Raw genomic sequence first — 13285 nt, 5'->3', positions numbered from 1 at the left:
AGATCCATATTTAGGTTAAACTGTAAATGAGTCATTTTTATTCCTCTTTTCTATGTTTATCGTGGTTGTTAAACATTGTAGCCAAGAGAGAATAAAATGACTCTATTCTTTTTACACAATTATACGGACCTAATCAATAAAATCCGAGAATCGCAAATAAATTCCCAGGATCGCAAATAAAATCCGAGAATCGCAAATAAAATCTCAGAATCGCAAGTAAATCTCCAGAATCACATTCAATTTATTAAAAATCCATCTAAAACAACCAAAAATTCGTTATGAAAGGGCAAAACTTCCCCCACACAGCTCAGATAAATTAACTTTCTACTTCAAAACTAAAAAAACTCCCGCCACAATGCGGGAGTTCATTCTATTTCATCTGAAAATACGTATCTAGTACTCTTCGCCCGATGGTTAAGTTCGGGGAGGGGCCAGTGTCTCCTGTGTATACCCATGGAACAATGACGGCCATTGCTACCTCGGGGTTACTAGATGGGGCATAGCTGATTAAGCTAACATTCATCACTTCAGGTGGTGCATTCTTAGGGTACTGATCACGGTCCGGTCCGTCATAGAAGGATTGTGCGGTACCTGTTTTTCCTGCAGGGCTATAAGGTGCAGAACCAAAGGCTTTAGCTCCTGTTCCGGAGGTCATGACTCTGCGGAAACCCGTTTGAACTCGTTCGATCCATTCATCTTTCATGCTTACCCGATTTATAATATTTGGTTGTATTTCTTTGTAAACGGGACCAAGCTTATCACTAGTCGTACCAGGCTCACGGATTTCCTTCACAATATGCGGTTGGATGCGGTAGCCTCCGTTAGCAATCGTTGCGGCATACTGAGCAAGCTGCATCGTTGTGTATGTATCGTATTGTCCAATGACTAAGTCAAGTGCAAAACCTGGCAAAGTAGAAGGCCCTTTAAATCCGGTCATTTCATTTGGTAGGTCAATTCCTGTTTTTGCACCTAAGCCAAATTGGGCAAAGGAATCTCTAATTTTTGAAAAAGTGTCTGGAGCTAAGCTTAATGGACCATTTGGTACATACTGTGCTCCTCCAATTTTTATTGCGGTACGGAACATATACACGTTAGAGGATTGCTCTAATGCATACAAGTCATTAATCGAGCCCATATTTCTCCAAGATTTTTTCACGGGAGTCCCTTTAATGGAAAGTGGTCCGTCGTAAAGGGGATCACCAGGAGAAATAGCCCCCGTTTGGTATCCCGTAAGCACGGTTGCTCCCTTCACAGAGGATCCGACATTATAGGAGGTGGTAATGTTGCCAAGTGCGAAGTCCTGGACTTCTAAATTTCCTGTTTCTTCGCTTCTAGCTAAAAGCTTTCCGGCCATTGTTAGGATTTCACCGGTATTTGGATCCATTAAAACAACAAATGCACGGTCAAGAAACTTTGTTCCACCAAATCCCCGTTTGGTAGAGAGAAGCTCTTCTTCAAGTATTTTTTCAACTGCTAGCTGTAAGTCCATATCAACGGTCAGTACGAGGTCCTTGCCGCGCGTTCCATCGGATACGGGGACCGTTCCTACAATATCTCCTGCTTTGTCTTTTAAGTATTTTATTTTGGATTTATTTCCGCGAAGAACATCTTCATATTGGTATTCAAGATAGCTTTTTCCGACACGATCATTTCTACTATAGCCACGAGAGAGATAGTAATCTAGCTGTTCTGCTGGTATCCCTTCTTCACTTGTAGTGGTTTTTCCTAATATCGTTTTTAAGGTATTTTCGAATGAATACGTTCGCTCCCAGTCCGTAACCGTGTCTACGCCAGGTAAAAAGTTAAGATTCTCACTAACCTTTGAGAATTCCTCATCTGTTACACCAACATTTTTGACGAGATGAGGGGTATACTCGTACCCACTTGCAAATTCACGGTAAATGGCAATGACCTGCATATCTTTCTCTTTTAGAGAGGCTAGATCTTCAGCAGTGATCCTTTCAAGCAAAGTGTCATAATATTTTTTGTTAAACTCTTTTTCGCTGTCTGTTGAATCCCTCATTGCCTCTTCTTCGGATTTGGAAATTTTCTCTTTAACCAATAAAGGATTTTTTAGGATCCAATAATCTTTTTTGTCCCGATCTCGCACTTTCTTTGTATCCATCTTGATTAGTTCGGAGAGGTTTTCTGCTGTTTTTAACATTTCCTCCTGACTGGCTCCCCAGTTTGTGTATGTAATCGCATTTTGAGCAATATTATCTACTACTATTTTTCCGTTTCGGTCGTACATTTTTCCGCGTGGAACAGGTTGACTTACAACAATTTCATTTGTGCTTTCGAGTTCTTCCTTGTAGGCTACCCCCTGAACCATTTGCACGGTACCTAAGCGCACAATTAGGATGACGAATAAGACAAAGACAATAAAAAATAGGAGGTTTACTCGTAAGGGAACATGCCTCCGTTTGCTGGCTTTTTTCTTCATGAACTTCACTCCTTAGAAGGGAACGACTCTATTGGTATATATTTCTATTTTTATCATAATCTATGACGTTCTTAATAACAACAAAGTTTCAATTTTTCGACTAATTAACAGGTTATTCACATGTTGTGGATTACTATTGTGAAAATGTTGTTAATAAGCTGTATACAACTTAAATAATCCACATTATCCACAATTCATAAACAAAGTTATGCACATTATCCACAATAATGAGCTTTAGCCAGAACAAAACCTGAGGATAAATAAAAAAATTATAAACAACCTGTCCAAATGCCTCTTTTCTTTCTATATAGAAGGTGAGAGGAGGTGATAGAGATGGCACAGGCGATGATCATGGATACAAAGCTTAAAGTATTGTTTGAAAATGGACTGAACTCAAAAGGAGAAGTAATCATTAAAACGAAGACATTTAGTAATGTACGTAAGGAGGCTACTGCGGATCAACTTTTTCAAGCGGGTCAAGCATTAGCAAGTCTTTGTTCACTACCAGTAGTGAACATTGAACGAGCTGACAATTTTGAGTTGGTAAACGCGTAAATGAAGATGAGTGATTAATCATTAGGAGGTGAGTAAATTGGCCAAAACATTAGAATTACAATTCATAACAGAAACAGGTGAAACAACAACCATTAGTATGGAATCTCCAAAAGAACCTGTTGATGCGGCTGCTGTTAAGGTTGCGATGGATCAAATTGTTGCTTCAAATGCATTTTATAGTGCTAAGGGACAGCTGGTTTCCCCTAAAGGCATTAGAGTAATTGAGAGAAATGTGACACCTTATGAACTAGCATAAAATAAGAGAGAGTCGGTTGAAATTGACCGACTCTCTTTTTCTTTGATAAAATTTTCTACTTAGTTTTCGTGTCCAACTCCAGGCGCCATCGGCTCGAGGTCACAAGCCAATCCGACCAAAAAGGTTAAAGAACAAACCTTTCCAGCCGGCCGGTCTTGTGCTTGTCGCCGGTAGGCGGGCGCCTTGCGCTTTTCTTAAAAGATAAGAAAGTATAAGATTTTCGACTTTGAGAATTGTCTAGCTCCAGCGCCCTAGCGCCTAGTGTCCTTCGCTCTCCGCCCTACGATAAGTCAACATCGAATCGCCTCTGGCTCTTCGTGTTGTCCAGCTTCAGTACCTAGCTCCTCGGGGTCATAAGCCAAATCCCTCCGGAAGGCTGGCCTTCCTGCGTGATTCGTCTTATGCCTGTCAGGGCTGAGCAAGGTACTTCCGCATTTCACTTTCCTTTATCTCAGTTGGAGCGCTCCAGGGCTGTCGTGCGCTGACCAGGGCGCTTGCGCTTTTCTTACTACATAACGATTTTGCACCAAAGGACTTTGTCTTTAATTCTTACACCAGCTAATTTTCCGAACGGTATGTCTCGAACGACTTCAATGTCATTAAAGTTAATGGTGAGCTTGTTATCCTCGTACGTTACCCCGTCCGCATCCTTTAAGAGTTTCTTTTTCATCGATTCCTTTAGACTCGGCTTTAAGTCGACTACCTCAAACTGTATCCGTCTTCCTTTTGCCATAATAGGTTTCAGTTCAAGTCGGAATGGAACAGGTACGAGCATCACCTTTGTATTTCCTGTTAAAACCAGATGTTCCCCTTCAAACGAACATTGTAAATTGGAGGTTCCTTCTAATGGCTGAAGATGTAGCAGGCGGTTGACGAGCTCTTCTGACATACGAATAGGTGTACCAGTCGCAATTTTATCGAGCAGGCTTTCCACCGTCCATGATTGATCTTTTAATTCCCCAAGCTTTCGCTGCATTGTTTCGAGAAACTCGTTCATGCGGTCTCCTCCAAGCTGTCATTTTTCTAGTTCGAATACATTCATTACATTATATGGACGGTAAAAATAAAAAATGAATAAAGTCGCAAAAAGTTAAGTTGCCAACTAAATATGCTTGATTTTTCCATTTATATCATATATAGTACACTACATCAGTAATGCACTAACATACCATGTGAATATAGGAGGTGAGGAACGTGATCTTAAACTCAAATAGTATGAAGCCCATTTATGTAAAAATTGCTGAGTATCTAGAAGGGGAGATATTAAGTGACTCCATTCGACCTGACGAAAAGATTTACTCTCAATATCAGCTGGCGGAAATGTTCAACATCAATCCTGCTACGGCGGCAAAAGGGTTGAATTTGTTAGCGGATGAAGACATTTTGTACAAAAGGAGAGGGCTTGGAATGTTTGTGGCTGTAGATGCAAAGAAGATCATCCTCACAAAAAGAATAAATACCAAACTGAAGGAGCTAATTGAGGAAACGGTTAGAGAAGCCCGTCAATTAGGAGTAAGTAAGGAAGAACTAATGGAGATGATTCAAAAGGAGGGGGAGGAGTAATGAATATCGTTGCATGCAAGAACCTGTCAAAAACATATGGAAGGAATCAAGCTTTAAGAAGTGTTTCTTTTTCTCTAGAGGGTGAAAAGATCATAGGCTTGATTGGTCGTAACGGAGCTGGTAAGTCCACTCTATTAAAACTAATGGCAGGCTTTCTTGAAAAAACATCTGGGGAGATAAACGTTTTTTTGGAAGAACCATTTAATAGCTTAAAAGTTTCTGCTAACACCATTTTTATGAGTGATGAAGTAACCTTCAATCCTGCCCTCACTTTAGAGGAAATTCTAAAGGCAGCCGAAAGCTTCTATCCAAACTGGAATCGAGAATTAGCCAACCGGCTTTTAGATTACTTTTCTATATCGCAACATTCCTACCATGCTAGTCTCTCAAAAGGGATGAGAAGCACGTTCAACACGATTATGGGACTGTCGACCAGAGCACCACTAACCTTATTTGATGAACCAACCACAGGAATGGATGCGGCCGTTCGAAAAGATTTTTACCGAGCCATTTTAAAAGATTATTTAGCCTTTCCACGGATGATCGTCATATCAAGTCACCTGTTAAATGAGATGGAGGAACTCTTCGAGGAGATTTTGCTGATAAAAGAAGGGGCCGTTCATCTTCATGAAAGTGTGGAGAATTTGAAAGAATACGCGATTGGTGTTACCGGAAGAACTTCCATAGTGGAAGAGTTATTGATAAATGATGATATTATTTTTCAACAAGCAGTTGGAATTGATCAGAGCTATGCTGTAGTGAAGCGCGGGGAAGAATTACAGCAACAAGCAAAGTTGCTAGGGCTTGAGCTGTCACCTGTTTCAGTTAGTGATTTATGTATGTATATAACAAGCAAGTCTAAGGGAGGGATTGATCATGTATTTGACAGAGATTAATGTTCGTGACGTTATTTTAAAACAGTATCGCTATAAACTGCAGGCTTATTTAGGTGTTTTTACCTCTCTTATGTTTATCCAAGTGCTTGGGATGTTATTTTCTTTTAGCGGAACGAGCTCAATGGGAGGAAGTGCCGGTACTTTTAGTTACGATGTGAGAACCTATAGTGGTAGTTTGGTTGCTATTTTTACTTTGATTTGGGCTTTCTCAAACGGGATCTCACTGACCACAAAGCAGCATAGATATGATGACTTTAATTTTATTGCGACTCGACAGGTGAGCAATTATGCAAATGTATTGTTTCTCGCGACAGCCAGTGGGATCGCCGCCATTACAGGGCTTTTAACAACGTATGTTTTAAGGTTACTTGTTACACAGGTTTTGAGAACACCTTCTATTGCGGTAGATCAGATTTCGGTGTTAGATGCATTTAAGGGATTAGTAGGATTTTTTCTATATATTCTATTGTTCGCGAGCGTTGGTTATTTTATTGGAATGCTAGCTCAAACGAATAAGATAGCCGCGTTTTTACTTCCTGTTTTACTTATTGTGGTCATTTCAATCCAGGCGTACTTAGGGGGAGAAGGCGACTTATTAGTAGATATAGGTAGATTTTATGTACTTGAGGCTTCGTTTCTTCTATTCACTGTTAAGAGTATCATCACTTCCGTTTTATTTTTTCTAGGAGCATGTATGTTAGGAAATCGTTTGGAGGTGGGGGTGTAATGGTAGCAATTATTCTACTAATCTTGGTAATCGCTGCAGTCGTTTCGCAACTGTCCAAATCGAAGAAAAAGGCATGGATCGGAATGAAAACTACAAGATTACTACTTCTTGGTTACGTAGGTTTGCTGATTCTGCTAGCTGGTGCTTCTTTGCTTTTACCTATGAATAGCACTTCATTAAAAGTGATGTCAGAAGAGGAAGTGGAACAGAGTATGAAGCTTCAGGATCAGGTGATGAATGAGGCGTTTAGAGGTACCTTTGAAGAGGAGAACGGCTTAGATGTTGTAGAGAAGTGGACTTTTCCATTTACGAGTGACGAGCTTGGCATTACTCCTATTAATGATTATTCAGTTCAAGTGTTTATAGAGAAAAGCCCGGATATCGGGAATGAAATTCAGGTTACTCATTATGCTGGAAAAACCATTGTGAACGGAATGGATCTTACGGAAAAAAGAGGTGCCGTCAATATAGAGATGCAAGGCAACCAACTTGAAATCAAAAATCCATCTCATGTAGGGATAAAACTTGCTGAGATTTCAAATGGATTTCCCTTTCAACAATTCTCCGCAGAAGGGGTTGAATGGTTTTCAAATAGCTCTTACGGCAACATTGGAATGGACGTATTGTATATAAAAGCTCCTATAGGTTTAAAAATAGAAGGCGAAGCACTTTACGTCAACTAAAGTGTCCACCTCAGGCGTACAAAACGGGTCAAAGTGTCCACGAGCGGTGACAGACACCCTTCGTGGACAAAAAGGGGCATTTTGTCCACGGACGGTGTCTGTCACCTGAATTTGGCAGCTAAATGATTGACAGGGGTGGCTTTTGTGTGATATTTAAATAGTGATTAGCACTCTGTGTGGTAGAGTGCTAAAGGGATTACATATATTGATTGATGAGAGGGGATTTTTGAATGGAAAAGAAGCAATTCCAGGCAGAGTCAAAGAGATTGTTAGACATGATGATTCACTCCATTTACACACATCGAGAAATTTTTCTACGTGAGTTGTTATCAAACGCAAGTGATGCGATTGATAAAATTTATTATCGTGCCTTAACAGACGATAACATCACTTTTGACAAAGACAACTATTTTATAAAAATAGCTGCTGATAAAGAGAGCAGAAAATTAACGATTACGGATACCGGAATTGGTATGACCAAGGAAGAACTTGAAAACAATCTTGGGGTAATCGCTAAAAGTGGCTCACTTGCCTTTAAATCTGAAAATGAGCTAAAGGATGGTCACGACATCATTGGTCAATTTGGTGTTGGGTTTTATTCTGCTTTCATGGTGGCAGATGTGGTTACGGTGATCACCAAATCACTAGGAAGCGACACGGCTTATAAGTGGGAATCGCAAGGTGCGGATGGTTATACGATTGAGTCGTATGAAAAAAGTGAAGTGGGAACGGAAATCATCCTTACCATTAAGCAAAATACAGAAGACGATAACTACGATGAATTTTTAGAAGAATATCGTCTCAAATCAATTGTTAAAAAGTACTCAGACTTCATTCGTTACCCAATTAAAATGGATACCACGAGCAGACGTTTAAAAGAAGGCAGTGAATCGGAATACGAAGATTATTCAGAAGAGCAAACCATTAATAGCATGGTGCCGATCTGGAGAAAGAACAAAAACGAATTAACAACAGAGGACTACGAAAACTTTTACGCTGAAAAACATTACGGCTTTGATAAACCATTAAAGCATATTCACATAAGCGTGGATGGTGCGGTTCGTTATAATGCGGTGTTATATATTCCTGAAAAAATTCCATTTGATTACTACACGCAGGAGTATGAAAAAGGGCTGGAGCTTTATTCAAACGGTGTTCTTATCATGAATAAATGCGCGGATCTATTACCGGACTATTTCAGCTTTGTTAAAGGGATGGTTGATTCAGAAGATTTATCACTCAATATCTCGAGAGAAATGTTACAGCATGATCGTCAATTAAAACTAATTGCGAAAAACATTAAAAACAAAATCAAAGGTCAGCTACAAAGCTTGTTGAAGGATGACCGTGAAAAGTACGAAGCATTTTTCCAATCCTTTGGCCGCCAACTAAAGTTTGGAGTTTATAGCGATTTTGGAAGCAATAAAGAGACGCTTCAGAATCTCCTCATGTTCTATTCATCAAAGGAAAAGAAGCTTGTTACGTTAGATGAGTATGTTTCAAGAATGCCTGAGGATCAAAAGTATATTTACTATGCATCAGGTGAGTCAGTGGAGCGTATTGAAAAGCTTCCTCAGACTGAGCTTGTTGCTGATAAAGGCTATGAAATTCTTTACTTCACAGACGACATTGATGAGTTTGCGATTCGTATGGTTATGAATTATAAGGAAAAAGAATTCAAGTCAGTCTCAAGTGGTGATTTGGGGATTGAAGAGCAAGTAGATGAAAAAGAGGCGGCAGAACAAACGGAGAACCAAGAACTGTTTGAATACATGAAATCTGCCCTTGGAGAAAAGGTAAAGGCCGTACGAGTATCCAAGCGTCTGAAATCACATCCCGTTTGCTTAACAACTGAAGGAGACGTTTCTATTGAGATGGAGAAAGTTCTCCAAGCGATGCCAAATAGCCAAAATGTCAAAGCGGACAAAGTGTTAGAAATCAACGTTAACCACGAAGTCTTTGCTTCCTTAAAGGATGCGTTTGCTAATGACAAGGACAAGCTCACCTTGTTTACAGGGCTCCTCTACAATCAGGCATTGCTCATTGAGGGATTACCAATTGAAGATCCAGTAGAATTTACAAACGATATTTGCAAAATTATGGTGTAAGAAAGGGAGGGCACTCAATTAGAGTGCTCTTTCTTTATACCCTCAAAAAATTGCATCCTATCACTAAATATATAGAAAAGGTGGAGAAAGGTGGTAATAAAGGATGATTTTTCAATTGCCTATTCACTCTTCTGATAAAGTGACAGATGTATATATGAACAAACTAAATACCGAAGGATTTATTGTGGCGATACCTGAAATACACTGGTCTGTCTTTTTGCCGGCACATGGGTCAAAGGAAAGTCACTTCCAACATATTTTGCAATCATTAATGTTTCAATTATTTGAAGGAAATGCAGAAAGTTTAGCGAAGGACATTGTTAAATTATTAGAAAGGCAGTTCTTTAAAAAATAAGAAATGCCTTTCTAAGAAATCTCCCATTCATTCCCCCAATTTTGCACCCAATCCTTGTTATTGTATGAAGGGGTGTACTACTATGAAGGTATAAACTATCTTCACCTGGAGGTGACAGGTTCTGCTTCACCTAACAACACATCATAATCCAGAGCAAAATCCTGAGTTGATTCGGAGTTGGTCAAGATACTCAACCCCTTTGGGTCAACTGATTGAAGAGACGGATGCTCTTTTTCAAAAAGTTGCCGTCTATCCTAGTCCTTCAATAAATGAAATGAGAACCATCATAACTGAAAAGGGGGAGGCTATCCCCTCGTGGCTTCCAGATTTAGACGTCGAATTACACAAACTTCAAAATGAGATAAAGAACGAAAGAAATGTGGTTGACTATGGGGCAGTTGGTGATGGGGTTTCAGACAATACAAATGCTTTTCGAAAAGCAATCGGACGAGGGAACTGTAAGATCATCATTCCTGAAGGTGTATTTGTCACAAAAGGAATAAAACTTCCCTCCAACACCATCCTTGTTGGGGCAGGAAAGGGGAAAACAACGCTAAAACTCCATCATGCCGCCCAAAAATCCGCCATTCTTATCACCAATAAACATCACATAAGTGGGAATCACCATATTTATGTGGAAGGAATGACCCTTGATTGGAATGTCAAACGTCTACCGAGCGATGAAAGAACGGCGAGTGGAAACAATCGATCGAGTTGCTTAACATTTGCCCATGTTAAGTATGGGTGGGTAAGGAAGGTAGAAGCGATTCATGCAGGGTTACATGCTTTTGACGTTTCTTCCACTCTCTACTATTACATAAAAGACGGATTCATTGGTCCGGGGAGAAGTCAGTATATCTGGCTCGATGAATTAAATGGATATGGATTTGGAGATGACGGGATTACCACTCATCATAGTGATTATATATTTATATCGAAATCGCATATGTGTGATCCGAGTGGAAGAGCACATGAACCTGGCTATTCCAATTCCAATGGCATTGAAATAGATGATGGCTCCAGATACGTGTGGCTTGCGAACAATACAACAACTAGATGCTTTGGTGGAGTGGAAATCAAGGCTCATCACAATGCTTCTGCTGCTTCAAATGTCACCATTATTGGACATCTGTCGGTTCATGATAATCGTGCCTTCAACTTTCGGCATATCGGTCATCATAAAGGCGATGACCCAGAGTCAAAAACAGCCTATAACATAAAAGCCATGAATCTGGTTGCTATTGCTCCTATCTTTACTTCATTGTATGAAGTGTCAACTCCAAGAGCTTTGGTGATATCCGCATTCCGTAATGTAGTGGTGAACCAATTCACTGTCCTTGGAGACCCCACCTATGATTTTGGGGGACACCCTGTTATAGCTATTCAGTATCGAGCGAAACAGGTTCTCCTTAATAAAATCTATATAGACGGTTTTTATCATGCAGGTGGGATAAAAGGTGAATTTTACGTACCAGAGGAGCTAACATGAGAGAACAGGATATTGATAAGACCTTACATATCGTCACAACGGGTGATCAACTCAACTTTTACAAGTCATTGCAATTTCACCGTTATGAAGCTACCCCATATTTGCATCTTCAACAATTAATCAGTGAGCATGAATTCAAACCAGCTGACCGTATCGTTGACTTTGGTTGTGGAAAAGGAAGGCTGAATTTCTTTCTTTATCACCATACAGGAGCAACAGTAACTGGTGTAGAGATGAATGAGGAGTATTATCAGCTTGCTTTGGAAAATAGAGAAAATTACCGAAAAAAGTATAGCTCAGACCATGCTATTCACTTTTTCTTTGGTTTTGCAGAGGAATACCCGATCCACAAGCAAGATAATATTTTTTACTTTTTTAATCCGTTCTCTATTCATATTTTTCGGAATATAATTCATCGTATCCTTCAATCGGTTGAGGAGAGTTATCGAGAAATAAAGCTGATTTTGTACTATGCAAGTGAAGAGTATATCGACTTCTTAGAAAGTATGGGCATGTTTCAGCTGACATCTGAGGTAATTTGTTCACAAGGAAATCCGTTGGAGAGATTTTCTATTTATGGCTTAGCTTTTTAAGGGGGAATATATGTGGAGAAATTGCTTGAACAAGAAATCATTACATATGTGGAAAATTTGCCTGGATGGAAATGGGACGAGGGTAAGTGGATTAGCAAAAGATATCGATTTCAAAACTATTTAACCGGTGTATCCTTTGTGAGTGAGCTAGCTAATTATTCGGAACAGCGTAATCACCATCCCTTTATCTCGATTGATTATAAAGTAGTAACGATTAAACTTAGCTCGTGGAACGCAGGCGGCCTTACTTCGCTAGATATGGAAATGGCAAGAATCTTTGATGAGATTTACGATCAATTTGTGGAATAAGAAAAGGCGAGAGTGCTTAATGCGCTCTCGCCTTTTCTCTCCCAAATACGGTGTAGTAAAGCAGGATTGCAATAAATACAGAAATGGCTGATGCTATGTAGATGCTATGGTAGTCTAAATAGAAAGCGATTTGTCCGAACACGATCGCACCAATTCCCACGCCTAAATCGAAGAAAGAGAAAAAGGTAGCATTTGCCATTCCGCGCCTGCTAATAGGAGAATTTTGAACACTCCACGCTTGAAGAGCTGGTTGTACTGTCCCAAAGCCTAACCCATAAATAATGGCCGCTAAATACAGGATCGTGCTATTCGGAACCCAGGCAAGCAGGATCATAGCAACCATTATCATAATCGAACCAGCCGGGAATACGAAGCGATGTCCTTTTTGATCATAGAGCTTTCCAGCAAAGGTTCTTGAGATGAGAAGAGCAATGGCATAAAGAAGAAAGTACCATTCAATTCCTTCAATCCCCTTTTTCACTGTATATAAAGGGAGGAATGAGGCGATTCCACCAAACGTAACAGTGATAAATAGAAGCAATATCGAAGGGGGCAAGGCCGTCTTTTCGTAAAGGTCGAGCTTTTTATGATTGGAAGTAGTTCCTGGTTCTACGGGTTTAAATCGTATACGAGAAGATAAGGCGATTGCAACTACACCGAGTACTCCGCAAATCATGAATAGTTCAGTAAAGCTAAGATAACCTACAAGCGCAAGTCCGAGTGTTGGCCCCATTGCAAGAGCTAAGTTACCAGATAGACCGTAATACCCCATTCCTTCCCCGCGGCGTTTTGGTGGGATCAGGTCGGTTGCGATCGTACCTGAAGCAGTCGTTGAAAGTCCCCAGCCTACTCCTTGAATAATCCTTAAAATAAATAGGAAAACAAGACCTCCCGCAATACCGAAAGCTCCAGTGGAGAAGACAAAAATTCCTAATCCAACAAGATAGATAAATCGGCGCCCTTTACTTTCTAGTGCATGCCCAGCGTAAGGTCGAATTAAAAGGGCGGAGAAAGTAAAGATTCCCACAACCACTCCGATCAGCTGGTCATTTCCACCGAGGTTTTCTACAAATAATGGAATAGTAGGCAAAGTCATTTGAAAGCCAAGGAAAACAAAAAAGTTGGATAAGCAAATTAGAATAAAGTCACGTGTCCATATTTTCTCTTTACCTTTTTCTGTAGGTGGAGCTTTTTCCGCAAGAGGTGTGCTCATAACCATCCACTCCCATTCGGGAATATCCCGTTTCTATAGTCTTTTCGTTAATCTAAATATATGTGTGATTTTACATAAAAATGGTGATAAATCTA

The 13285-nt window shown here is 40.0% G+C and carries 14 protein-coding genes; 11 read left to right on the top strand and 3 right to left on the bottom strand.

The annotated features are described in order from the left end of the window. Positions 1 to 370: 370 nt before the first annotated feature. Positions 371 to 2443: a peptidoglycan D,D-transpeptidase FtsI family protein gene (locus ACRX5O_RS23925; protein WP_433908241.1), complete on the bottom strand. Its 2073-nt coding sequence runs from the start codon at positions 2441 to 2443 to the stop codon at positions 371 to 373. A gap of 333 nt (positions 2444 to 2776) precedes the next feature. Between ACRX5O_RS23925 and ACRX5O_RS23920 the strand changes: the two genes are divergently transcribed. After that, positions 2777 to 2998 (top strand): DUF1659 domain-containing protein, encoded by a 222-nt coding sequence (locus tag ACRX5O_RS23920; protein ID WP_119706637.1) that lies wholly within the window; start codon positions 2777 to 2779, stop codon positions 2996 to 2998. 37 nt (positions 2999 to 3035) lie between these two features. Beyond that, entirely contained in the window at positions 3036 to 3254 is a 219-nt protein-coding gene (locus ACRX5O_RS23915) for a DUF2922 domain-containing protein (protein WP_119706638.1), read from the top strand. 508 nt (positions 3255 to 3762) lie between these two features. Here ACRX5O_RS23915 and ACRX5O_RS23910 read toward each other — a convergent pair. Next, positions 3763 to 4251, bottom strand: coding sequence for a hypothetical protein (locus ACRX5O_RS23910; RefSeq protein ID WP_119706639.1), 489 nt, complete (start codon positions 4249 to 4251; stop codon positions 3763 to 3765). A 197-nt stretch (positions 4252 to 4448) separates the two neighbouring features. Between ACRX5O_RS23910 and ACRX5O_RS23905 the strand changes: the two genes are divergently transcribed. The 9 genes from ACRX5O_RS23905 to ACRX5O_RS23865 all read left to right on the top strand — a co-directional run bounded on the left by ACRX5O_RS23905 (position 4449) and on the right by ACRX5O_RS23865 (position 11977). Further along, positions 4449 to 4817 carry a GntR family transcriptional regulator gene (locus ACRX5O_RS23905; RefSeq protein ID WP_433908240.1) on the top strand — a complete coding sequence of 123 codons (369 nt, stop codon included), beginning with the start codon at positions 4449 to 4451 and terminating at the stop codon, positions 4815 to 4817. Further along, positions 4817 to 5713 (top strand): ATP-binding cassette domain-containing protein, encoded by an 897-nt coding sequence (locus tag ACRX5O_RS23900; protein WP_433908239.1) that lies wholly within the window; start codon positions 4817 to 4819, stop codon positions 5711 to 5713. Before ACRX5O_RS23905 ends, ACRX5O_RS23900 begins: the two co-directional genes overlap by 1 nt. Further along, positions 5694 to 6440, top strand: coding sequence for a hypothetical protein (locus ACRX5O_RS23895; protein ID WP_433908238.1), 747 nt, complete (start codon positions 5694 to 5696; stop codon positions 6438 to 6440). Before ACRX5O_RS23900 ends, ACRX5O_RS23895 begins: the two co-directional genes overlap by 20 nt. Beyond that, positions 6440 to 7123, top strand: coding sequence for a hypothetical protein (locus ACRX5O_RS23890; protein ID WP_433908237.1), 684 nt, complete (start codon positions 6440 to 6442; stop codon positions 7121 to 7123). Before ACRX5O_RS23895 ends, ACRX5O_RS23890 begins: the two co-directional genes overlap by 1 nt. Positions 7124 to 7353: 230 nt before the next feature. After that, on the top strand, positions 7354 to 9231 hold the full coding sequence (htpG, locus tag ACRX5O_RS23885) for a molecular chaperone HtpG (RefSeq protein ID WP_433908236.1): 1878 nt from the start codon (positions 7354 to 7356) through the stop codon (positions 9229 to 9231). A gap of 103 nt (positions 9232 to 9334) precedes the next feature. Continuing rightward, positions 9335 to 9586, top strand: a complete 252-nt coding sequence (locus ACRX5O_RS23880) for a YueH family protein (protein WP_433908235.1) — start codon at positions 9335 to 9337, stop codon at positions 9584 to 9586. Between the two features lie 199 nt (positions 9587 to 9785). After that, positions 9786 to 11075 carry a glycosyl hydrolase family 28-related protein gene (locus tag ACRX5O_RS23875; RefSeq protein WP_433908234.1) on the top strand — a complete coding sequence of 430 codons (1290 nt, stop codon included), beginning with the start codon at positions 9786 to 9788 and terminating at the stop codon, positions 11073 to 11075. Beyond that, positions 11072 to 11668 carry a class I SAM-dependent methyltransferase gene (locus ACRX5O_RS23870; RefSeq protein WP_433908233.1) on the top strand — a complete coding sequence of 199 codons (597 nt, stop codon included), beginning with the start codon at positions 11072 to 11074 and terminating at the stop codon, positions 11666 to 11668. The genes ACRX5O_RS23875 and ACRX5O_RS23870 overlap by 4 nt, the downstream gene beginning before the upstream one ends. A 12-nt stretch (positions 11669 to 11680) precedes the next feature. After that, complete coding sequence (locus ACRX5O_RS23865; RefSeq protein ID WP_433908232.1) at positions 11681 to 11977, top strand: 4a-hydroxytetrahydrobiopterin dehydratase; 297 nt, start codon at positions 11681 to 11683, stop codon at positions 11975 to 11977. Positions 11978 to 11993: 16 nt separating this feature from the next. On the opposite strand, the gene ACRX5O_RS23860 is transcribed toward ACRX5O_RS23865, so the two are convergent. Continuing rightward, positions 11994 to 13190 (bottom strand): MFS transporter, encoded by a 1197-nt coding sequence (locus ACRX5O_RS23860; RefSeq protein ID WP_433908231.1) that lies wholly within the window; start codon positions 13188 to 13190, stop codon positions 11994 to 11996. Positions 13191 to 13285: the final 95 nt, after the last annotated feature.

This window comes from Robertmurraya mesotrionivorans, assembly GCF_050971805.1.
Lineage (GTDB): Bacteria > Bacillota > Bacilli > Bacillales > Cytobacillaceae > Robertmurraya_A.
This window is presented reverse-complemented; position numbering and strand designations above follow the sequence as displayed.